Origin of the sequence: Paraburkholderia sp. MM5482-R2 (assembly GCF_050436125.1) — a bacterium.
GTDB classification, from domain to species: domain Bacteria; phylum Pseudomonadota; class Gammaproteobacteria; order Burkholderiales; family Burkholderiaceae; genus Paraburkholderia; species Paraburkholderia tuberum.
On the sequence record NZ_JBNDLP010000003.1, the window covers coordinates 1820420 to 1842522 of the forward strand.

Annotated in this window: 15 protein-coding genes and 2 pseudogenes; 3 read left to right on the plus strand and 14 right to left on the minus strand. The window is 63.5% G+C overall.

All coding sequences use genetic code 11. The features are described from left to right. Window positions 1-6: 6 nt before the first annotated feature. The 7 genes and pseudogenes from OKW37_RS30490 to OKW37_RS30520 all read right to left on the minus strand — a co-directional run bounded on the left by OKW37_RS30490 (window position 7) and on the right by OKW37_RS30520 (window position 11614). Window positions 7-1488 carry an efflux transporter outer membrane subunit gene (locus OKW37_RS30490; protein ID WP_429403131.1) on the minus strand — a complete coding sequence of 494 codons (1482 nt, stop codon included), beginning with the start codon at window positions 1486-1488 and terminating at the stop codon, window positions 7-9. Continuing rightward, window positions 1481-4680 (minus strand): annotated as a pseudogene (locus OKW37_RS30495) (multidrug efflux RND transporter permease subunit). Before OKW37_RS30495 ends, OKW37_RS30490 begins: the two are co-directional and overlap by 8 nt. A gap of 11 nt (window positions 4681-4691) precedes the next feature. Then, window positions 4692-5900 carry an efflux RND transporter periplasmic adaptor subunit gene (locus OKW37_RS30500; protein ID WP_184060188.1) on the minus strand — a complete coding sequence of 403 codons (1209 nt, stop codon included), beginning with the start codon at window positions 5898-5900 and terminating at the stop codon, window positions 4692-4694. Between the two features lie 367 nt (window positions 5901-6267). After that, window positions 6268-7734, minus strand: coding sequence for an amino acid permease (locus OKW37_RS30505; RefSeq protein WP_429403133.1), 1467 nt, complete (start codon window positions 7732-7734; stop codon window positions 6268-6270). A gap of 313 nt (window positions 7735-8047) precedes the next feature. Continuing rightward, complete coding sequence (locus OKW37_RS30510; protein WP_184060192.1) at window positions 8048-8776, minus strand: hypothetical protein; 729 nt, start codon at window positions 8774-8776, stop codon at window positions 8048-8050. A 321-nt stretch (window positions 8777-9097) separates the two neighbouring features. Continuing rightward, entirely contained in the window at window positions 9098-10579 is a 1482-nt protein-coding gene (locus OKW37_RS30515; protein WP_429401505.1) for an ISNCY family transposase, read from the minus strand. A 612-nt stretch (window positions 10580-11191) separates the two neighbouring features. Beyond that, window positions 11192-11614 carry a hypothetical protein gene (locus OKW37_RS30520; RefSeq protein WP_184038385.1) on the minus strand — a complete coding sequence of 141 codons (423 nt, stop codon included), beginning with the start codon at window positions 11612-11614 and terminating at the stop codon, window positions 11192-11194. Between the two features lie 691 nt (window positions 11615-12305). On the opposite strand from OKW37_RS30520, the gene OKW37_RS30525 reads away from it, so the two are divergent. Next, window positions 12306-12710 (plus strand): helix-turn-helix domain-containing protein, encoded by a 405-nt coding sequence (locus OKW37_RS30525; RefSeq protein ID WP_090809994.1) that lies wholly within the window; start codon window positions 12306-12308, stop codon window positions 12708-12710. Window positions 12711-12780: 70 nt separating this feature from the next. Here OKW37_RS30525 and OKW37_RS30530 read toward each other — a convergent pair. Both OKW37_RS30530 and OKW37_RS30535 read right to left on the minus strand, forming a co-directional pair. After that, window positions 12781-13737: pseudogene (locus OKW37_RS30530) on the minus strand (pyridoxamine 5'-phosphate oxidase family protein); the annotation flags it as partial. Between the two features lie 43 nt (window positions 13738-13780). After that, the gene (locus tag OKW37_RS30535; RefSeq protein WP_429403134.1) at window positions 13781-14422 is read right to left on the minus strand and encodes a glutathione S-transferase family protein; all 642 of its coding nucleotides are present in this window, start codon (window positions 14420-14422) and stop codon (window positions 13781-13783) included. A 109-nt stretch (window positions 14423-14531) separates the two neighbouring features. On the opposite strand from OKW37_RS30535, the gene OKW37_RS30540 reads away from it, so the two are divergent. After that, window positions 14532-15446, plus strand: a complete 915-nt coding sequence (locus OKW37_RS30540) for a LysR family transcriptional regulator (RefSeq protein WP_429403135.1) — start codon at window positions 14532-14534, stop codon at window positions 15444-15446. 136 nt (window positions 15447-15582) lie between these two features. Further along, a complete protein-coding gene (gene purU / locus OKW37_RS30545) occupies window positions 15583-16458 on the plus strand; it encodes a formyltetrahydrofolate deformylase (protein ID WP_429403136.1) in 876 nt (291 codons plus the stop codon). A 58-nt stretch (window positions 16459-16516) separates the two neighbouring features. On the opposite strand, the gene OKW37_RS30550 is transcribed toward purU, so the two are convergent. From OKW37_RS30550 to OKW37_RS30570, 5 genes are all read right to left on the minus strand, one after another. Next, window positions 16517-17374, minus strand: coding sequence for a glycine betaine ABC transporter substrate-binding protein (locus OKW37_RS30550; protein ID WP_090810004.1), 858 nt, complete (start codon window positions 17372-17374; stop codon window positions 16517-16519). 183 nt (window positions 17375-17557) lie between these two features. Then, entirely contained in the window at window positions 17558-18748 is a 1191-nt protein-coding gene (locus OKW37_RS30555; RefSeq protein WP_429403137.1) for a 2Fe-2S iron-sulfur cluster-binding protein, read from the minus strand. A 34-nt stretch (window positions 18749-18782) separates the two neighbouring features. Then, a complete protein-coding gene (locus tag OKW37_RS30560; protein WP_429403138.1) occupies window positions 18783-20069 on the minus strand; it encodes an aromatic ring-hydroxylating oxygenase subunit alpha in 1287 nt (428 codons plus the stop codon). 73 nt (window positions 20070-20142) lie between these two features. Continuing rightward, entirely contained in the window at window positions 20143-20922 is a 780-nt protein-coding gene (locus tag OKW37_RS30565; protein ID WP_429403139.1) for an electron transfer flavoprotein subunit beta/FixA family protein, read from the minus strand. Further along, a complete protein-coding gene (locus OKW37_RS30570; RefSeq protein WP_429404327.1) occupies window positions 20919-22103 on the minus strand; it encodes an electron transfer flavoprotein subunit alpha/FixB family protein in 1185 nt (394 codons plus the stop codon). The genes OKW37_RS30565 and OKW37_RS30570 overlap by 4 nt, the downstream gene beginning before the upstream one ends.

Consider the following 22103-nt stretch of genomic DNA (forward strand, 5'->3'; position numbering starts at 1 on the left):
CGTGCCTCAGTTGGACGGGTGGACCCCCGCAGCGTGAGACGTGCTTTGCGTGACGTTCCGCGGCTCGTCGGGCCCGCCCCCCAATGCGACGTAAAGTGACACTCCGTTCTGCAAGGCCGTCGCCCGAAGCTGGATCAGCTGCTGCTCGGCGGCAAACTGATTGCGTCGCGCATCCACCACCTCGAGATAGATCGAGATCCCGTTTTCGTAGCGCAGCTCCGCCGTTTCGGCGAGTTGCCGCTGCGCCTGCACCGCCTGCTCCTGCGCCGCGATCTGTTCCTTGTAACGTTGTCGCGCGACCAATGCGTCGGACACTTCACGAAACGCGTTCTGCACCGTGCGCTGATAATCGGCGACCAGTTCGTCGCGTCGCGCGCGCGCCTGCGATAGTTGCGCCTGGCGCTGTCCCGCATCGAAGATCGGCATGCCGACCAGCGCGCCGAACGACCACGCCTGCTTGGCCGGCACGAACAGATCGCCGAGTTCGGGCGACACATATCCGAAGCTACCCGTCAGCGCGATGCGTGGAAAAAAGTCCGCACGAGCGGCGCCGATGTCGGCATTGGCTGCGCGCAGTTGCTGCTCGGCCTGCTGGATGTCCGGCCGGTCGATCAGCAGTGCGGAGGGCAGGCCCGCATCGAGCTCGCGGAACTGCGCGGCGTCGGCGATCGGCGGCGCCGGCGGTAGCGACCCGCTGAGCGGCCCTCCGATCAGCACCTCGAGCAGATGGCGCTGCTGCGCGGTGGTCCGTTGCAGCTCGGCCAGCTGCGTCTGTGCCTGCGTGACCAGAATGGCCGCCTGGTCGTAATCGACCATCGACGTGACGCCCGCGTCGAGCCGCATCTTCGCGACTTCCAGCGCGTAGCGCCGACTCTCGAGCGTCTGTTGTGCAAGCTCGATGCCTTCCTCGCCAGACCGGATCGCGTAGTAGTTCGACGCGACATTGCCGATCAGCGACAAACGGAACGCGTGCTGCGCGTCGACAGTGGCCAGATATCGACGCCGCGCGGCTTCGCTGGTGTTGCGCACGCGCCCCCAGAAGTCGAGTTCGAACGACGTCACTGCGGCCTGCACGTTGTACTGGTTGAACTGGACCGAGATGTCCGTGTTGTCGAACTCGGGATCGATCGAACCGAGTGGCGCCCTGGTGCGGGTCGCACCCGCGTTCGCATTGACCTGCGGCAAACGCGCGGCGTTCTGGATGCGATAAAACGCGCGCGCCTGCTCGATGCGCGCGATCGACGCGGCGAGATCGCGGTTGTGCTCGAGCGCCGCCTCGATCAGCAGCTTCAGTTGCCGATCGGCGAAGAAGGTCTGCCAGTCGACTTCGCTTGCCAGATGCGCGGCGGCCGGATTGGCGGTCTCCGTCGTGTCGAAACGATCGGCGATCGGCAATTGGGGCTGCTGATAGTTCGGCGCAAAGTTGCAGGCGGCGAGCGAGCAGCAGAAGAGGGGCAGCACCAGGCGCACATGAAGGCATTTACGCATCGCGCGGCCCTCCACCCGAATCGCGCGGCATGCCTGTCGGCAGATCGTCATCGTCGAGATCGGTGCTGCGTTTCTTGCGGCTCAGCCAGCGTCGCGCGGCGACATAGAACAGCGGCGTAAAGAAGACGCCGAACATCGTCGCGGTTAGCATGCTGCCCATCACGCCGGTGCCGACCGCGCGGCGGCTCGCCGCGCCCGCGCCGGTCGCGAGCACGAGCGGCAGCATGCCCAACACGAACGTGACGCTCGTCATCAGAATCGGGCGCAGACGCTGCTGTGCGCCGCTTTTGGCGGCGGCTAGCGCGTCCCTTCCTTCGGATTCCTCCTTGATCGCAAATTCGACGATGAGGATGGCGTTCTTCGCGGCAAGGCCGATGATCGTCACGAGGCCGATGTTGAAATACACGTCCGCGGACAGTCCACGCAGCATCGTCAACAGTACCGCGCCGATCACGCCGAACGGGATGATCAGCAACACCGCGACCGGAATCGCCCAGCTCTCGTACAGCGCCGCGAGCAACAGGAACACGACCACGAGCGACAGCCCGAGCAGCATGCCGATCTGGCCGCTCGCCTGTTTTTCCTCGAGCGCGGTGCCGGGTCCATTCGTAAGTCAGGTTGCCGGTCAACACGTGCGACGCGATGCGCTCCATCTCGGCGATCGCCGCGCCGCTCGAGCGGCCGGGCGCGGCCTGACCCGACAGCGTCGCGGACGGAAAGCCGTTATAGCGTTCGAGCTGCTGCGGTCCAGAAATCCAGCGCACGCGCGTGAACGCCGAGAACGGCACCATCTCGCCGCGGTTATTGCGCAAGCGCAGCGAAGTCACGTCCTCGGCACGCATGCGTTGCTCGGCGTCCGCCTGCAACAGCACGCGCAGCACGTTGCCCTCGAACACGAAGTCGTTCACGTAGTTCGAGCCGAACGTCAGCGCAAGCGCCTGGTTGACCTGACCGATTTGCAGGCCTAATGCGCGCGCCTTCACGCGGTCGATCTCGACATACAGTTGCGGCGCTTCCGGCATGCCCTCGGCGCGCACGCCGGCGAGAAGGGGGCTTTGCGACGCCTCGATCATCATCCGCCGCGCGGCCTGTTGCAGCGCTTCGCCGCCGATGCCGCTGCGATCCTGGATCTTCATCGTGAAGCCGGTCGCGTTGCCGAGCGACGGAATCGGCGGCGGGTCGAGCGCAAAAATGATCGCCTCGGGAATCTGCCGAAACGCCGCATTCGCGCGACGCACCAGCGCGCTCGCCGAATTGGCCTCGCCCGAGCGCTCGTCCCACGGCTTCAGATCGACGAACGACAGAGCCGCCGATTGCCCCTGGCCAAAGAAGCTGAAGCCCGTCACGGACGCGACGTTGCGCACTTGCGGCTGGCTTCGCAGAAACGCCTCGACCTGGTCGATCGCGTACTGCGTGCGCTGGTCGGTCGACCCCGGCGGGCCGGTATACGTGATGAAGATATGCCCCTGGTCCTCGGTCGGCAGAAAGCCCGTCGGCAGCCGCGTGAAGAAAAACACGGTGATCGCGCAGGCCGCGACGAACACCAGCAGCCAGCGCAGCGGCGAGCGCAGCATCGCATCGACGCCCACGATATAGCGTGTGGTGCCCGCGTCGAGCCCACGATTGAAGCCGTCGAACACGCGATGCAGCAGACGCGAAGCCGCGTTCTTCGGCCGCTCTTTGGCGGCCGCCTCGCTGCGCAACAGCGCCGCGCACAACGCCGCGCCGAGTGTCAGCGCCAACATCGTCGACAGCAGGATCGACACCGCGAGCGTGACCGAAAACTGCCGGTAGATGCCGCCCGTCGAGCCCGGAAAAAACGCCATCGGAATGAACACCGCGACGAGCACCAGCGTACTCGCGATCGCCGCACCCGATATCTGCCCGATCGCCTTCACCGTTGCGCGCGGCGCGCCGAGCCCTTCCTCGCGCATGATGCGCGCGACGTTTTCGACGACGACGATCGCGTCGTCGTTGAGGATACCGATCGCGACCACCATGCCGAACAGCGACAGAATGTTGATCGACAGCCCGAACAGGTAGAGTCCCGCGCACGTGCCGATCAACGCGATCGGCACCACGATCGTCGGGATCACGGTCGCGCGCCAGTCCTGCAGGAACAGGAATACCACGACCGTCACGAGCAACAGCGCCTCGACCATCGTGCGGATCACGCCATGCACCGAGGTCGTGATGAACGGCGTGGTGTCGAACGGCACGGTCCACACGACGCCGCGCGGGAAGATCGGCTGCAATTCGGCCATGCGCTGGCGCACCGCGTTGGCGACTGCAAGTGCGTTCGCGCCGCTCGCGAGCTGGATCGCGATCCCGGCCGACGCCTTGCCGTTGACGGTCAGGCGGTTGCCGTAGCTGTCGTTGCCGAGCTCGACGCGCGCGACGTCGCCCACCCGCACGGTCGAGCCATCCGGATTCGCGTGCACGATGATTTCGCGGAACTGCTCGGGCGTCGTGAAGCGGCTTTGCGTGACGATCTGCGCGGTGAACTCGGAGCCCGGCGCGATCGGCTGATCGCCGAGGCTGCCGCCCGCGGTCTGGCTGTTCTGCTCCTGGATCGCCTGCAACACCTCGCTGGCCGACAGCCCCAAAGCCCGCGAGCTTGCGCGGATCGAGCCAGATCCGCATCGCGTACGACGAGCCGAACAGTTGCACGTCGCCGACGCCGTCGATACGGCGCAGCTCGTTGACGATGTTGTTCGACGCGAAGTTGCCCATCGCGACGGCGTCGGTGGTGCCGTCGGTCGCCTGCAGTGCAAGCAGCATCAGAAAGCCCGACGACGCCTTCGTCACGCTCAAGCCGATCTGACGGACTTCGAGCGGCAGGCGCGGTTCGACGCGGCTCAGACGGTCCTGCACCTGAGTGCGCGCGATGTCGAGATTGGTGCCGGGCTTTAGCACCACGGTGATCTGCATCGTGCCGTTCGAGCGGCTCACCGACGACATGTACAGGAAATTCTCGATGCCGTTCATCTCGTCTTCGACGATCGACGTGACGGTACGCTCGAGCGTGCTCGCGTCCGCGCCGCTGTAGACCGCGCTGATGGTGAGCGACGGCGGAGCGACGTCGGGGTACTGCTCGACCGGTAGCAGCGCGAGCGCGATCGAGCCGAACAGCACGATGAAAAGGGCGATGACCCACGCGAAAACCGGCCTGGCGACGAAGAATCGATTCATCGGCGAGCCCGTCAGTGCGCGGTCGAAGCGGGAGCGGGGGACGCGGCCGAATGCGCCGCTGGCGACGCATCGGGGGCGGGCCGCGCGTCGACCCGTTGACCGGGCTGCACCTTCTGCCAGCCATCGACGATCAGGCGCTCGCCAGGCTTCAGACCGTCGCGCACGGTCCAGCGTCCTTCGCCCTGCTCGCCGAGATCGATATTGCGGCGGACCACGGTGCCGTCGTCGGCGACCAACGCAACGCTTGCAATGCCGTTGTCGAGCTGCACCGCGCGCTCGGGAATACGGATGCCCTGCGCATTGCCCGCCGCGATGATGCGCCCGCGCACGAACTGCCCCGGCAACAGCGTGCGGTCCGGATTCGCGAACTGCGCGCGCACCGTCTGCGTACCGGTCGACGGATCGACGACGAGATCGGCGAAGTCCAGAAAACCGCGCTCGTTGTAGACCTGGCCGTTGGCAAGGATCAGTTGCACCTCGACGTGCTTCATGCTGGTCGGCTTGCGCGCGCCCGACTGGATCTGCTGCTCGACGTCGAGCATCGCGGTATTCGACTGCGTGAACACCGCGTTGATCGGCGTCAGTTGATTGACCTGCGTGAGCAGCGTGGCGGCGCCCGCGCTGACGAGCGCGCCTTCGGTGACGAGCGCGCGGCCCGCGCGTCCGGCGATCGGCGTGCGTACGATGCAGCGATCGAGCCGCAATTGCGCAAGCGAGACCGCAGCTTGCGCATCGGAGACATTGGCCTGCGCCTGCTGCATGGTCGCGAGTGCGGCGTCGTATTCCTGCGCGCTGACTGCATGACGGCCGACGAGCGGCTTGAACCGGTCCACCACCGACGCCGCGTTGTCGCGCACGGCGCTCGCGCGCGTGAGCGCGGCCTGCGCCTGCTGCAACTGCGCGCGATAGTCGCTCGCGTCGATCTGGAAGAGTGGGGCGTTGGCCGGCAGGTCCGTGCCTTCCCGATAGAGCGTGCGCTGGACGATGCCGTCGACGCGCGCGCGAATCTCGGCGGTGCGCACGGCCTCGATGCGGCCAGGCAACTCGACGACATCGGCGACAGGGGTGGTGGAAACCGTTTCGACCAGCACGGGAACCGGTGGCATCGACGCGGCGGTGGGCGTCTGCGACCGGTCGTTGCAGGCGGCAAGCAGGAGCGGCAAACCGGTGATCAGAAGCGATACGGCACGACTACGCAGGCGGCATGCGGAGCAAAGCAAGAGAAACTCCTTTGATCAAGGCAGTCTTTTTTGCGCGTGAGATCGGTGACGGTTTTAACGGTTTGCGGTCGAATTAACTATTCAGAACGTGTGTGGGTGCGTTAATGCGGGGAAAAGATTTCTGTTGATCCTACCGTGTCTGGGTAGCTTGTCAATTTATTCTTGGTGGTCGCGAGTGGAATGGACTCGCAACGACCAGGCGGCGCATGCGGTGGGCACGAGCGGGTGATTCCCGCTCGCAGACGAGGTGTTGAATGGTAATTGTCAATTACATGTCAATTGTCATCCAGCAATTGCCGCAATTCAAAGGCATGCAATTGTCATCGAAATCGAGGCGCCTGAAAAAATATTCCGAGTCGCCACACATTCACGTACGCTTGCGCTCCGGATGCCGCAACACCGAATGGTTGCGGCCGTATGACAGATAAATCGTCATGCCGATCACGAGCCACACGACGAGCCGCAGCCACGTGACGAGCGGCAAGCCGACCATCAGCAGCAGGCAGAACAGGATGCCGAGCACTGGCACGACCGGCACGCCGGGCGCCCGGAATGGACGCGTCGCCTCGGCGTCGCTGCGCCGCAGATAGATCACCGCGCCGCACACGAGGACGAACGCGAACAGGGTGCCGATGCTGACCATCTCGCCGAGCACGCCGATCGGTGTCAGCGCCGCGACGATCGCGACGACGGTGCCGATCAGGATCTGACTCAGATAGGGTGTATGCAGACGCAGATGGACCCTCGAGAAAAAGTGCGGCAACAAACCGTCTTGCGACATCGTGAAGAAGATGCGGCTTTGTCCATAGAGCAGCACGAGTATCACGGTGGTCAGCCCCGTCAACGCGCCGATTTTGATCAGGATCGAGAACCACGTGAGCCCGATCACGTCGACGCCCTTGGCGATCGGATCAGGAACGTTCAGCTCGGGGTACGCAACGAGGCCGGTCAGCACGCCGGCGACGAGGATGTACAGCACCGTACAGATGATCAGCGAGCCGAGAATGCCGATCGGCATGTCGCGCTGCGGCTGTCGCGCTTCCTGCGCGGCGGTCGACACCGCATCGAAGCCGATGAACGCGAAGAACACCACGGCCGAGCCGCGCAGAATACCGCTCATGCCGAAACTGCCGAACTGGCCGGTATTGGCAGGAATGAACGGATGCCAGTGTTCCGGCTTGATGAAAAACACGCCGACGGCGATAAACGCGACCACCACGGTCAGCTTGATCGCGACCATCACGTTGTTGAGCCGCGCCGACTCCTTGGTCCCCAACACGAGCAACGTGGTCAGGATCGCGATGATCAACACCGCCGGCAGGTTGATCACGCCGGTGATCGTCGAGCCATCGGCCAGTTTGACGACGGTGCCGGGGGCGGCGGCGAGGGTAGGTGGAATGTCGATGCCGACGTTGCGCAACAGGCTCACGATATAGCCGGACCAACCGACCGCGACGGTCGCGGCGCCCATCGCGTACTCGAGGATCAGGTCCCAGCCGATCATCCACGCGAAGATCTCGCCGAGCGTCGCATACGTGTACGTGTAGCTGCTCCCGCACACGGGCAGCATCGCCGCAAGCTCCGAATAGCACAGGCCGACGAACGCGCACGCGATGCCGCCCAGCACGAACGACAGCGTGATGGCCGGCCCCGCGAACTGCGCGGCGGCGGTCCCGGTCAGCACGAAGATGCCTGCGCCGATGATCGCGCCGATGCCCATCGCGGTGATACTCGTCGCGCCCAGCGTTTTCGACAGGTGACGGCCTTCTTCGGCGTCGGCGCTGGCGACGATATCAGCAACGGTTTTGCGTGCCATGTAACCGGTATCGGCCATGATGAGTCGTCCCTTTTCAGTGTTGATCAGGCACGAACCGGTTAGGCTGCCATCGGCTCGTGGAGCACGACAAAAACATCCGTCGCCGTGCACGGCAATGGCCACGGCAAGTGCGGAGAAAGCGTCTAACGGAAAATTCAGTCTATGCCGGATTAAAGGCAAAGTGAAATCCGCTTGCTTTGTCGGCGCGATAGGGCAGTGCGATGGCTGGCGATCGCAAGCAAGGCCTCTGGTTCGATTCAGGAGGACTTACGATGTGCGATTGCGGAATCGGCAAGCCAACGTGGACGATTTCAGGCTTGCGGGGCGGACCTCAGCCGATCCGTCCGCGCCGCAGCACGCCGCTCAGACCGAGCGAGTGGCCTGGGTCGTAGTAGTGAATGAGGAGCGTGCGCCGCTGTCCGTTCTGTACGTCGAGGTTCGCATGCTGAAGTGCGAAGCCGTTGAATTCGTAGACGCTGCCCGGCTTGACCGGAATGCGCTTGCAGTTGCCGACACGCAGATCATGCAAGGTATGCCAGCTGCGCCAGCTGAGCGGCAGGCTTTGCAGGAAGCCATGGCGCATCTTGCAGATCATGTTGGTCAGCGTCGTTACGGACAGGCGCGGCTTGCGGTACATCACGAGGTCGCCGTTGTGAACTCCGTCGGGTGCGAGCTGAAGCGGAATCAGCAGCGTCAGCAGGTGCGAGTCGTAGTGGCGGCAGTGGCTCTCGGCCAACGAAGTCTTGCTCGCACAGCGCAGTACGTGGAACGGCTCAGTCGGTAAGTTTGTCCGACCGAACTTCGCGGCCATCGCGCGCGCATTCGCGCAGATCGTCTGTTCGAGTTCGCGAAAGGCCTGACCGCGACGCAGCATCTCTGCAATCTTTGCGCCGGACTGCGAGCGCGGTGCCGTCGTGCCAAACAGGTGGTCGATGAAGTCGTTGATTTCGACGATCGTCTCCTGCGGAATCACGTCATCAAAAGAGTTCAACGCGACGCTTTTGTCGATTCGAATCCGCTTAGTCTCTGTATGCCCACGCACGTCTGTCAGGGTGTCCATAGCCCAAATTTCCATTCGCTTTTTGTTCTACGACCGTATTGAAAAATATTCCCTCCGAGGCGCGCACAATGTGCGCCAGCGTACATAAAGTCATCAGGCGATTGAGCTCGATCATTAAATCTAAAGCGGATTTCTCTGACAGCTTTGGTAAATCTCGTTGGGCCGATTTGGAAAATGCTGCGACTGCGACGCTTCAGCTTTGCTTAGGTACGACATTACAGCTCTGCCGTAACACATCATGTCGAGGCCATTCTGAAATGTCCGCTTTCCGGCTAAGTTGAAATGTCCAGGTTTGGGGGGGTGTTTCTAACGCTTTTTGTCTCACACATTGTTGAAGGACGACGCCTGAACTGGCAGGGCGCTTAGGTCTGCGTCGACCACCTTTGCAGACCGACGGCCAGGTTTGCGTGGTTGTTGCGTTTGCCGCTGCTGCGACTGTTCCAGAATCACACCATTGATATCGGCCTGCGTGAACTCGCGTTGCTTCTTCTTGCCTGGCGAGCGGCTTTGAACCCTCGTTGCGACGCCCAGGTGGGTTCGCGAAGGCGCTTTGCCGATCCGGCTGTTATCGCGTTGAGCCTGGATCACCTGCGAGACCTGAAGCACGTGACCCAGCCGCTTATGCTCAACAACCGCGCCCTGGTCAACTTCGGTCAGCCGGTCGTACTGTTTGCATGACAGTGCACGACCATCGGCGCGGAGTTCGATACGCCCGTCCGGATACTCCCACACGTCGATGTAGCGGCCGATCAGTTTGCGGTGCCCGGGCGTGTCGTCCAGCAGATACATGACGCGGTCATACCGCACAGTCAACGACTTGCTCACCTTGCGCGGTTCGCGCCACGTGAGCACCAGATCAAGATTCTCGTCAGCCCTGAGTGGGCGGTGAGCATCGAAGCCGCTCTTCGGTGGCTTCGCGAAGCGCACGTTGTAATTTGCCATGAAGGCAGACGCATACGCATTGGCTCCGGCAGCCGTGCTGATGCCACGCAACCGCAATTCTTTTACGAGCCGGTCCTGCAACGTCAGGTGTGCCCGCTCGACGCGCCCCTTGGCGGGGCTACTGTTCGCGCAGAACGTGTCGATGTTCAGCTCGTACATCGCCCGGCCGAAATGGGTCACGCTGCTGCCATCCCTGTTCGCGCCGGTCTTGCGAAACACGCTGTACTTGTCGCTGTAGAACGCGACGGGCTTGCCGTGGCGTTCAATGTACGCGCGCGTCGCCTCGAAGTAGCTGAAGGTCGACTCGGTGGCTGTGAAATGCAGCATCATCAGCTGGCTCGTTGCATCGTCGACGTACACCAGCAGCGAGCAGGCCGGCGCCCGTTCCTCGAACCACCGGTGATCGCTGCCGTCGATCTGGATCAGCTCGCCCAGACACGCGCGCCGCGCGCGTGGCTGGTAGACCTTCGGTGGTCGCTGCCGGCGGGGAACCCAGAGACCTGCATCCGTCATCAGGCGCCTGACCGTCTCCTTTGCAAGCCGGATGCCGTGACATTCGTACAGCTTCTCGCAGGCCAGCGTGGGCCCGAAATCGGCATAGCGCTCACGGATGATCGAGAGTGCCCGATCAGCCGTCATCGCGTCCAGCTGGTTGTTGCTGGGCTTCGAGCGCCGACGCGACACGAGACCTTCCGGTCCATGTTCGCGCAACCGTCCAACGAGACGGCGAACCTGCCGCGTCGTCAGCCTGAGCCGTTCCGCCGCGCGCCAGGGCTTGAGCCTGCCGTCGGCGACGTCCTGAATGACCTTGAACCTGTCCAGTTCGCGCATCGTCATCGTTATCCGTTCGGTCGCAGCCATGGAAGCCTCCCGCGCCGAAACGCCGGCGGCCGGTCAGCTTACGCTGCGAAAAAGCGGACATTTGAACTTGGCTAAAAGCGGACATTACAACTTAGCCTCTACACATCAAAACGTTGATAATTTATCTTATGTCAAATTGTGGATTCTTCAGAAAAAGGCTTCCAGTACGCATCGCATCGGCCACCGTCGATGCGCGTGCCGCGTGTCGGCCCTCCGCCACAAGCGATGCACGCCGGTGCGCGGTGACCATCGCGAATCGTCCGAACCGCGACTCTTTCGCCTGCCACAACTGACACCGGGTGCAGCCCGGTTCAGTGATCAACAAAACTGGCGCGGCAATTCAATTCCAATTTCTATGGCGGGCCCAATCAGAGCCCTCACGAATTAAGACGCGGCTGTGCGTACAGATCAATTTATGCACGCGACATGCCGAAATTAGACAACTGTTAAATACAGCTTTTGCGCACCACGAGAATAAGCTTTGTAGCGAAAGCCAATGCCGCTATCGCAGCTCGCGCGGATTTTTATCGTCGGCTATTGCCTTGTGGCTTAGAGACGTTTCGCATTTCTCTCAACCGGCGAGCGTGTCGTCGTTGAGCGACTGTGAATGGGCTACGTGCATTTCGACGTGGCGTACGGGCGCAACGTGTTCGCCACCCTCCCACTTGCCGCGATCTGAGATGCATGTTCGAACACGCGCAGACGCTCGGCATCCGCAATCAGTCGCTTCTTCGTCATCGAGCGTCCCGCCGATCCGAAGCCCATCACCTTTTCGTACTCACGCGGCCTGCCGTGCCTGAAGCGATTAAAGAAGTCATCGCCCGGCAGGCCGTTGTCGAGGCTCATCAGGCAGCCGTAGTCGAGCGACGCGCAATCGCTCAGTGAGCGCGCCGCGTCCTCCAATGCGCGATAGCGGCTTTGCAACGGTTCGTCGCGACCGAAAAGCGCGTGCAGTTCCTGATAAGTCACGAGTCTTTTGCGTTTCGCGGCACGCAGTAGCATCGCGGCAATATCGCGGGTCCTATCCATGTTCATGTCGTTCTCCTTACCGCCTGCTTGCAAGCGCCCAATGGCAACCGATGAAAGCGCTGTCAGCTTTTATCGCGGTTAGGCGTATCGAGTCGGAAACTGCCCGGCATAAAATATTTCCGGTATTGAACGACGCAGCTAAAATTAAGCGGGTGGTTACTGGATTCGGGCTTCACAACGCCACTCTGCGCGAATGTCCCGTTTACATATAATCCGCTGGAAAAACGCCGCGAAGGATTTTCAATCTTCAGCACCTTTTCGCAGCTTTTCGGCGAATCGCCACCCTGCACCGAAAAATGCATTCCAATTACATTCGCAAAACAGGAATCCGCGCACTCAAACGGTTCAGTCTTCCGACCTGCTGCCCGCACTTAAAAGCGCCCGACGTCAAGCCGTATGCGGCCTAGCGCTATCCGGGCTGCCAGAGCGAGCCGACTGTTTGAAATCACGTCAATCAGGTTAGCAAACGTTAAATTCAATCGCAAGAGAGATATTTAAGATTTTAGAAAGAAAACATCGCGTAACCGCCTTACGGGCGGCTTGCGTGATTTTCTATCAGAGGAAAGACGCGATTGATTTTTTATTCTTTTGGACACAACGGGCGACTTTTCGATTATCTGTAGGTGGCGCGCCCTCCTCACTGTCTACCCCATAACCGATTGCAGTCCGGTCAGCGACCCAACGGCGGAGTTCTCCGATGCATCGACCAAATGACGATTTGCCGACCGTCGCGCGGCGTCTCACGGCGGGCAAGAAACTGCTCGACGGCGTCGCTGCGGCCGAGGTCGCGAGACAGATGGGGATGGCCAAGACCACCGTCGAGCGATATCGCAAGCTGTTGGAGCAAGGCGGGCTCGAGGCGCTGAGAAACATGAGCGTCGGCGGCCGCCATTCCGCACTCGCGGTGGCGGATCTGGACTGGTTGGCCCAGGCGCTGAGGGCCTCGCCGCGGGACTACGGCTTCGACGCCGATGGCTGGAGCAATGCGCGCATGCGGGAGCTGATAAGCCGTCAGTTTGGCATTTCGTACTCGCGAGTCTATGTATGGCAACTGGCCACCAGACTCGGCGTGTCTTATCGGCTCGGCCGGAATGCGCAGTAAAACGGCGCCCGTACCCAGCTAAAGCACGCGCGTGCGCATCGGCTCAAGCGCTTTCTCGTACCTTTGGCAGAAACTGCGGCGCCAGTTCGACCTCCGACCATTGGAACGGCAACGCGCCGCGACTGCGCCGCACTTCGCTCACATGAAACCGCACGAGCCGCTGCGCGCCCGCGAATGCCGCGAGTTCGTCGCCGTCCCAGATGATCTCTGCTCGCACCGCCAGATAAAGCAGATCGCCGGTTGCGAAGTCGATAAACAGCAGACCCGCGCGCGGATCATGCACGAGGTTGCCGATCGTGTTGAAGAAGCGGTTGCCGCTGTAGTCGGGCGTGGTCAGCGTCGTTGCGTCGTCCACGCGCACGAAGCCCGGCGCACCGCCGCGATGGGAAACGTCGATCCCCTTTCCCGGCCCCGCTTCCTCGCTCAGATTCGCGCTGGCGATAAAGAACGTGTCCGCGCTCGCGAGCAACTCGCGGTCGGCACTGCTCAGAAGCGTGGCGATCTCGGGCTGCGCGCGCGTCGCGGCCGGGTCCCGCTCGATGAAAGACGGCGCGCGGCTCTGGATATACTTCGGGCAATTGCCGAAGCTCTGCGTGACTTCGACCTGCAACGTGTCGCCTGCCACGGACCGGACTACGCCATTTGCCCGATTGCGCCGCCGCGTACGCGGCTCGATGCCCAGCGCACCAAGCTGCGCGCCTTCGCGCCAACCCGCGGCGAGCGGATCGCCAGCCAATGTGCCACCTTCGATGCGCAATGTCCGCGCATCCGGTGACGAGACGAAACCCGGCGCACCCGCACGCAGCGTCGCCCACGGCTGAGCGCTCGCATCGACGCCGCCAATCACGACGAACGGCTGCGCGGCAAAGAACTCGCGATGCTGCTCAGGCATGAATCGGCGAATGCCTCGACGTCCCATCGACTCGGCCACCTCACGCACACCCGCGCGCTGCTGCGCATCCTGCTCGCCGGCATGAAACGGCGACGCGTCGCTTCCCCAGTTATTCAACGGGACGAACTCGGACATGATCGGACTCCTTTGCAAGATCTGACGCAGCCGTCAACGCGTATCACGCCGCCAGCAAGCCCGCCTTCGTCGAAGGCATTGCGATGAAACGCGGCAGTGCCTCCACGCGCTGCAGCCACGCACGAATGTTCGGATACGGCCGCAACGACACGCCGCCCTCGGGCGCGTGAGCGATATACGTGTGCGCGGCGATATCGGCGATCGTGACGTGCGCGCCAGCCACGAACGGCTTACCGGCAAGCTCCTCGTCGATCACGTCGAACAGCTTGACGGCGATCTGCTTCGCGCGTTCGTGGTCGAGCGGCGCGCCGAACACGGTCACGAGCCGTGCCGCGCACGGCCCGTAGGCGATCTGGCCAGCCGCGAGCGACAGCCAGCGCTGCACCGCCGCGGCGCCGCGCGGATCGTCCGGCAGCCACGATGCGTCGCCATAGCGCTTCGCCAGATAGACCAGAATCGCGTTCGAATCGAACAGCGTGAGCTCGCCGTCCTGAATCGTCGGCACCTGACCGAATGGGTTGAGCGCGAGGTACTCGGGCTTGCGGTTGTCGCCCGCCTTCATGTTCAGCTCGATGACCTCGAACGGCAGATCGAGCAGCGTCAGAAACAGCTTCACGCGATGACCGTGGCCTGAAAGCAGCGTCGTATGCAGCTTGATAGGCTCGGCGAGTCTGGCAGCGGGCATGGATGGCTCCGGATACGTTGAATGACACGCCCAGCATAAGGCGTAGGCACTGTCGTGCGGAAGCCCGATAATCCGGGAAACACAGTCAAGCGAGAATGGACAATCGATCATGGCCGATGTGCGCAACGTGAACCTGAACCGCCTCGCGATCTTCGTCGCGGTCATCGACGCGGGCTCGCTGAGCGCCGCCGCGACGCGGCTCGGGCTCGCGAAGACGATGGTCAGCACGCACATGCAGAGGCTCGAGGCGGAAGTCGGCGCGAGCCTGCTGGTGCGCACCACCCGGCGGCTCGGCGTCACCGAGGCGGGCCGCACGTTCTACGAGGCGAGCGTGAAGATTCTGCGCGCCACCGAGGACGCGCTGAACGCGCTCGGCGGGGAAACCTCGCCGGTGCGCGGCACGCTGCGCGTCAGTGCGCCGAACGACTACGGCACGCTCGTCGTCGCGCCCGCGCTGGTCGAACTGCGCCGCACGCATGCGCAGCTCGACGTCGAGCTGCTGAGCAGCGACCGCTACGTCGATCTGATCGCCGATGGCATCGATGTAGCGATCCGGCTTGGTCGCCTCGCGGATTCCAACTATCGCGCGGTGAAGCTCGGCAGCTTCGTCAAATGGCTTGTCGCGAGTCCGGACTTCCTGCGGACGTGGGGCATGCCGGGCACGCCGGCCGCGCTGGAGACGCTGCCCTATTGCGCGTTGTCGGTGCTGCCGCATCCGTTGACGCTCGACTTGCGGCACGTCGACGGCAAGATCGCGAGCGTGCGCTGCGCGTCCGCGTTGCGCGTCAACACGGCCGATGCCTGCCGCGCGGCGACGCTCGCGGGCGGGGGCATCGGTCTGTTGACGGATTTTTCGATCGCGGACGACGTCGCGGCGGGACGGCTGATCCGGCTGCTGCCCGAATGGGCGAGCGCACCGGCGAGCATTCAGGCCGTGTTCCCGCCGACGAGTCACCCGCCGGCGAAGGTGCGCGCGTTGATCGATACACTGAAGCGAAGGCTCGCGGCGGAGCCTGCGGATTAGCACGGCAGATCCTCCTGGCGCTCCCATTCCAGCGCAACGGCGGTTAGCTTCTATCCGCGTTATCGCCCGATTTGCTCTACTGCGACGATGCGCGCCGCACCCCGCGGCCTCGCCTGATCGTCAATGTGGAGAGCTGATGTCCGCCATTTCCCGTTCTGCTCAAGGGGTTCTCACCGTCGCGTGTCCGAGCGCGGCGGGCCAGGTTGCCGCCGCCGCTGGCTTTCTCGAACGGCATCGTTGCTATGTCGACGAACTCACCGTATTCGACGACGAACTGAGCGAGCGCTTTTTCGTGCGCTGCGTGTTTCACCACGTCGATCGCGACGATGCGCTGCAGATCGCCACGCTGAAGCAGGAATTCGCGCCGATCGCCGAACGCTTCCGGATGACGTGGGCGATCCACGATCTGTCGAGCCGGCCGAAAGTCCTGATCATGGTTTCCAGGCTCGAACACTGTCTCGCCGACCTGCTGTTTCGCTGGCGCATGGGCGAACTGAAGATGGACATCGTCGGCATCGGCTCCAATCATCGCGATCTCGAACCGCTCGCGCGAGCGCACGGCCTGCCGTTCCATCATCTGCCGATTACAGCCGACACGAAGCCACAACAGGAAGCCGGCCTGCTCGAGCTGTTCGATACGTCCGGCGCGGAACTGCTGATTCTCGCGCGCTACATGCAGATCCTGTCCGCCGAAACGAGCCGGGCGCTCGCCGGGCGCGCGATCAATATCCACCATTCGTTCCTACCCGGTTTCAAGGGAGCGAGACCGTATCATCAGGCCCATGCGCGCGGCGTCAAGGTGATCGGCGCCACCGCGCATTTCGTGACCGACGATCTCGACGAAGGTCCGATCATCGAGCAGGGAGTCGAACCGGTCGATCACTCGTACAGCCCCGAACGGCTGCTGACGACCGGACGCGACGTCGAATGCATTACGCTCGCGCGCGCGGTCAAGGCGTTCGTCGAGCGGCGTGTGTTCATCAATGGCGAGCGCACCGTCGTGCTGCGGTAAACAGAAAAACGCCGCTGAAAAGCGGCGTTTTCGTGTGCTGCGCCGACGCGTGGCCGAGTTACTTCACCCAGCTATCCACCCGGTCCGCATGCGCGCTGACCCACGCGTCGGCCGCTGCAGCCGGCTTTTCGCCATTCTGCGTGGCCAGCATCACCGTGTCGATCTCGCCCGGCTTCCATTGGAACTTCTTCAGGAACGCGACCACTGTCGGCGCTTTTTTCTCGAGCTCGGGATTCACCACGCTATCCACGTGCTCGGCTTCACCGAATACCTTCTTCGGATCGTCGAGGAATTTCAGCTTGTACTTGGCGAACATCCAGTGCGGCTTCCATCCGGTCACGATGATCGGCTTGCTGGCCGCCTCCGAGCGCGCCAGTTCGGCGGTCATCGCGCTTCCGGAACTCGGCATCAGCTGATAGTCGAGCCCATAGGCCTTGATCGCCTCGCTAGTTTTCTGCATCACACCCGCGCCGGCGTCGATGCCGACGATGCGCGCGCCGAACTCCGCCTTCTTCGCCTGCAGATCGCCGACGCTCTTCACGTCCGCGTTGTCCGGCACGATCAGACCGATCTTCGCGTCGTTGAAGTTCGGCCCGAGGTCGACCACCTTGTCCTTGAAGTTGTTCCAGTAGGCGCCGTGCGTGACCGGCAGCCACGCGGACAGCGTCGCGTCGAGATCGCCGCGCGCCACGCCCTGCCACATCACGCCGGCCGCCACCGGCACCAGTTGCACCTGATAGCCGAGGCGTTTTTCGATCACCTCGGCAGCCACGTTCGAGGTCGCCACGCTATCGTCCCAGCCCTCCACGTAACCGATCTTGATGGTCGGTTTCGAATCGGCCGACACGCCCGCACTGACCGCCGCCAGCATCACCCCCAACGCGCTTGCCACCACTACCTTTCCGATCAGTCTCATCGACGTTCTCCCGTTGATCCATTTGCCCATTGACGCGTTTGCCATCGAACCGCACATCGCGTATTTAGAATCGCCAACCAGAATTGCCGGGTAGCGTTGTTTTTCGACATGCAGTTGTCCGCATGCGACATCCACGCAAATCCGCCCAGTGTTTGCCGTGTTCTTGCGGTGTTATCAGTCGTATTACTTGTCGACGACGAGATCGGTCAGCGGCTTGCTACAGCACAGCAGCACCATGCCCTGATCGATCTCGCGCTGACGGATACCGCCCGCGTGCTTCATCGCCACTTCGCCGGACACGAGCTTCACCTTGCAGGTGCCGCACATGCCTTGCGTGCACGACGCCGGCAGCCGCACGCCCGCCTGCTTCGCCGCATCGAGCACATGCTGGCCGCCGCCGCACTCGATCTCGCGATGACTGCGCGTAAAGCTCACCTTGAAACGCGTGGCGGTTTCGGCCGGCGCGCACGCATCGCTCAGCGTGTGCGCGACAGGCGCTTCGGCCAATTGCGCGGCCACTTCGCTGACGGTCTCGAACGAGAAGCTTTCCTCGTGATAGTGCTGGCGATCGAAGCCGCCTTCATCGAGCAGATTGCGCACCGCCTGCATATACGGCGCGGGGCCGCACGTGAAAATCTCGCGCTCCAGAAAATCCGGCGCAATCAGTTTCAGCAGCGGCAGCGTCAGAAAGCCGGTGATGCCGGGCCAATTGGTGCGCGTGCCCACGCGTTCGCAGACGAACGCGGTGCGGAAATGCGCCTGATTGGCGGCGATCAGATCGAGCTCGCGCGCGAAGATGATGTCGTCCGGCGTACGCGCGCTGTGCACGAAGACGATATCGCTGTCCTCGCCGAGTTCATGATGCGCGCGGCTCATCGACATCAGCGGCGTGATGCCCGAGCCCGCCGACAAAAACAGCAACTTGCGCGCCGGATGCCGCGCGCAGGTGAATTCGCCGGCTGGGCCCAGCACGCGTACCTGCATACCCGCATGCAGATGGTCGTGCAGCCAGTTGGACACCGGGCCGCCCGGCACGCGCTTGACGGTGATCGAAATCGTATGCGGCCGGGTGGGCGCAGACGAGATCGTATAGCAGCGATTGACGCGCTCGCCGTCAATCTCCAACTCCAGCGTGATGAATTGCCCCGGCTCGAACACGAACGCCCGACCGGATGGCGCGCGGAAGAAGAAACTCTTCACGTCGTGCGTTTCGCTGCGGACCTGGCAGCACTCCAGCGTGTCGTCGGCGTCGCTGTTCCAGCGCGCCGGCAGCGCGTCCCAGAAGCGCGGCTGCGTGACGCGGCTCGGCGCGTCCGCTGGATTCTGTGAAGTCTGCTCGATGTCCGGTTGAAACATGGCCTGATCGCGCATCATGGTTGTCCCCCCGCTCCTCATTGCGGTCTTGCGCTCAGCGCACGAACGACACGACTTTCTCGTCGTGCACCGCCCGTGGGTTCGCGTCGTAATCCGCGAGACGGCCGATATACCACTCGCAGAACTTTTCGACGAGTCCTTCGGTGAACGGCGAATAAGGACCGGGCTCATACGCGCTGCTCGTCGCGCCGCGCTGCGAATATTCGACGAGCGCGCGATCCTGGTCGTTGGTCGCGCGCCATACGGCGGTCAGATTGTCGACGTCGTAATCGATGCCTTCGCGCGCGTCCTTGTGCACGAGCCATTTGGTGCGCACCAGCGTCTTGCCGGCCGACAGCGGAATCGCCGAGAAACTGACGATGTGGTCGCTCATGAAGTGATGCCACGAATTCGGCTGGGTCCAGAACGACAGGCCGCCGAGATCCGCATGCCTGAAACCGCCGAGCAGCTTCTTCGAGGCGACCTTCGCGTCGAGCGTCTGCGATTCGCCGTCGCGATCGAGCGGCAGACGTTGCGTACGAAACCCGGTGACCAGGTCGGCGAGCCGCTCGATTTCCGCCGACGGCAACTGCATCGCCTCCCACTGCGCGGTGCGGCGCGCGACCGTCGTCTCGAACGCGGCCATGCCCTCCTCGTTCGCCGGCGTGCGCTGATAACCGAAACCGTATTCGTACAGCGAGATGGTCAGCTCCGGATGGTTCGCGACGCAGTGATAGCACTCGCGATTGTTTTCCATCGTCAGCTTCCAGTTGCCCTCCTCGATGATGTCGATCGACGCGGCGATCTTGCAGCCGGCCAGATCGTGCGGCAACAGATACGGTTCCATCGCGGCGCGCATCACGGCGAAATCGGCGGGCGGCTGCTCGGCGAGGCAGATGAAAATCAGTCCGGCGAGATTTTCGACATGCACCGCTTTCAGACTATGTTTGCAGCGCTCGAACTGCTCGCCCATGTGCTCGGCGAACATCAGGTCGCCATTGAGGCTATACGTCCAGCTGTGATACGGACAGACGATATTGCCAAGCGAGCCCTTGCCGGTATTGCACAGACGCGCGCCGCGGTGGCGGCATACGTTATGAAACGCACGCACCCGCATGTCGTCGTCGCGCACGATCAGGATCGAATCGTCGCCGATCTCGACCGTCACATAGTCGCCCGGCTCGGGCACGTCGGGCTCGACCGCGACCTGAATCCAGTGCCGACGGAAAATCGCGTCGATGTCGAGCGCGAAGATGGGCTCGCTGGTATAGAACGGCGCTTCCAGCGTGTAATTCTGCTTGCGGCGTTCGATCATTGCGCGAACGTCTGCGGAAACTTTCATTGTTTGCTCCGTTGCGTGTCACGTCTGGCGCCGCGCCAGGCCCTCCTGGTCGCATGCTGGCCCGAGCCGGAATTCAGTAATCCACCAGTTGATGCTCGCGCAAATACGCGAGTATCACTTGTGCTTTTTCGACGGAACTCCCTTCAATTACGACGCTGCCGCCGCGGCTCTCGGTCGTCGTCGCCGACAGCATGCGCGCGTGGCCTGAGCGCTTTTCGGCGGCGGCGAGGCGCACCGGTTTCGCTGTGGCGGGGCCGATCGTCCATGCGGACTGTTCGGGAGTGGTGCCGTGCCGCGCGTCGGCGAGCGGCGCGACGGCGCGCTCGATCGTGCCTTCGCGCATCCGTGCATATGCGTACGACGTCGCGACGTTCGCGAGCGGATGCACGGCAACCAATGCCGGCAGCCGCACTTCGACGCGCCGTCGCAGGCCCTTCGGCATGAACTGCCGGACCTGCGCTCGACCGTCGCGCAGCGCCACATCGACGGCGGCGCCGACGAGCGGCACCGCCAGCGCATGCGCGACGCGATACGGCAGCATGCCGCTATCGAAACCGCCTTCGGCGCGCGTGCCGGTCAGCACCAGCTGGTAGCCACGCAAACGCCCGGCGAGTTGCGGCGCAGGATCGGCGTCGGGCGGCATCTCGAGCACTTCGACCGAACGCGCGCCGAGCGCCAGATACTCGTTCAACGCGGCGTTCGACGGATCGCCCGCGTGCAGCACGTCGAGCGTCGCGCCATGCGTTCTGACGAGCGACAGCGCCAGCGTCAACGCCGCCGCATCGTTGCGGCTGTAGCGCGCGACGCCGCTGACCGGGTGACGTCCGACTGAAACCAGCACGGCGATCTTCATGCGAGCACTCCTTCGGCAAGCTTGCCCGGCCGCAGCAGCGCGGCCGAGGTGGCGCGGGCACCGCGCGCCGCGGCCGCCGCCTCGTCGAGCGCCGCGATGGTTTCCTGCGCGTCGGCGATCACGGTCAGATTCGCGCGCTTCGCGATCGGCGCGCTCGCGTCGAGATTCACCGCGATCACATGGCGGCAATCCTTGATGCCTTGCAGATGCTGCACCGCCCCCGAGATGCCGAACGCGATATACACGCTCGCCTCGACGGTCTTGCCGGTCGCGCCGATCTGCTTGTCGCGCGTGAACTTGCCGTCGTCGACGGCAACCCGGCTGGCACCGATCGCCGCGCCGAGGGTCGTCGCGAGTCGCTCGAACGCGAACACGTCGCTGACGCCGTTGCCCGCCGACACGATGAAATCCGCCTCCTCCAGCGCGACCTGCGCCGCGTCGATTTCGTCGATGCCGAGATCGTGTATCGCGCGTTGCGCGACCGTGCTGTCCGCTTCGCGCTCGAAGCGCCAGGCGACCCGCTCGCCCGCGCCGACGAACGGCAGCTTCGGATCGACCGCATTCGGCTCGAGCAGCACGACCTCGGGCAGCGCGCGGCTGGCGAGCGCCGTATCCGCGCGAATATAGGTGCACACGTGCCCGGCAGCGATCTCGACGACGTGCGTCGCGACGCTTGCATCGGCCGCCGCCGCATAGCGTCGGCCGAGGTCGCCGTCGCCGGTCGCGTTGTCGGGCAGCAAGACATGGGCTGGCGCATAGGCTGCGACGCAGGCCGCCAGCGCATTCAGTTCATCGTTCGGCGCGTACGTGCGGCGATCGAACATCGGCAATTCGATCAGCTTGTCGGCGCCGAGCGCGGCGGCATCGCCGGTGAATTCGCCGAACACCAGCAGCACGACTTCGCTGTGCGTGTCCGCGATCAGCGCGGCGGCCGCGAGCGTCTGGCGCGCATGTTCATCGAGCGCGCCGCGGTCCGCGTGCGCCGCGACCAGCAGCACATGGCGCGGGGCGGCCGTCGTGCGGCGCGGCTTCGGCTGTTCGCGATGCCCGGCATGACGCGCATCGGACCGTGTGGCACTGTCGGCGTCCGCGATGCCAACGACGCCGAGCGTGATGCGCCTGAGTCCCTCTGCCGTCACCGTGAACGGCCGGCGCGGATCGATTCGTTTGAGCGTATTCAT

Excerpts from the sequence above, each read along its gene's own strand:
- OKW37_RS30490 (WP_429403131.1), bottom strand. The coding sequence starts at position 1,488 with ATGCGTAAATGCCTTCATGTGCGCCTGGTGCTGCCCCTCTTCTGCTGC.
- OKW37_RS30505 (WP_429403133.1), bottom strand. The coding sequence starts at position 7,734 with ATGGCCGATACCGGTTACATGGCACGCAAAACCGTTGCTGATATCGTC.
- OKW37_RS30510 (WP_184060192.1), bottom strand. The coding sequence starts at position 8,776 with ATGGACACCCTGACAGACGTGCGTGGGCATACAGAGACTAAGCGGATT.
- OKW37_RS30515 (WP_429401505.1), bottom strand. The coding sequence starts at position 10,579 with ATGGCTGCGACCGAACGGATAACGATGACGATGCGCGAACTGGACAGG.
- OKW37_RS30520 (WP_184038385.1), bottom strand. The coding sequence starts at position 11,614 with ATGAACATGGATAGGACCCGCGATATTGCCGCGATGCTACTGCGTGCC.
- OKW37_RS30525 (WP_090809994.1), top strand. The coding sequence starts at position 12,306 with ATGCATCGACCAAATGACGATTTGCCGACCGTCGCGCGGCGTCTCACG.
- OKW37_RS30535 (WP_429403134.1), bottom strand. The coding sequence starts at position 14,422 with ATGCCCGCTGCCAGACTCGCCGAGCCTATCAAGCTGCATACGACGCTG.
- OKW37_RS30540 (WP_429403135.1), top strand. The coding sequence starts at position 14,532 with ATGGCCGATGTGCGCAACGTGAACCTGAACCGCCTCGCGATCTTCGTC.
- purU (WP_429403136.1), top strand. The coding sequence starts at position 15,583 with ATGTCCGCCATTTCCCGTTCTGCTCAAGGGGTTCTCACCGTCGCGTGT.
- OKW37_RS30550 (WP_090810004.1), bottom strand. The coding sequence starts at position 17,374 with ATGAGACTGATCGGAAAGGTAGTGGTGGCAAGCGCGTTGGGGGTGATG.
- OKW37_RS30555 (WP_429403137.1), bottom strand. The coding sequence starts at position 18,748 with ATGATGCGCGATCAGGCCATGTTTCAACCGGACATCGAGCAGACTTCA.
- OKW37_RS30560 (WP_429403138.1), bottom strand. The coding sequence starts at position 20,069 with ATGAAAGTTTCCGCAGACGTTCGCGCAATGATCGAACGCCGCAAGCAG.
- OKW37_RS30565 (WP_429403139.1), bottom strand. The coding sequence starts at position 20,922 with ATGAAGATCGCCGTGCTGGTTTCAGTCGGACGTCACCCGGTCAGCGGC.
- OKW37_RS30570 (WP_429404327.1), bottom strand. The coding sequence starts at position 22,103 with ATGAATACGCTCAAACGAATCGATCCGCGCCGGCCGTTCACGGTGACG.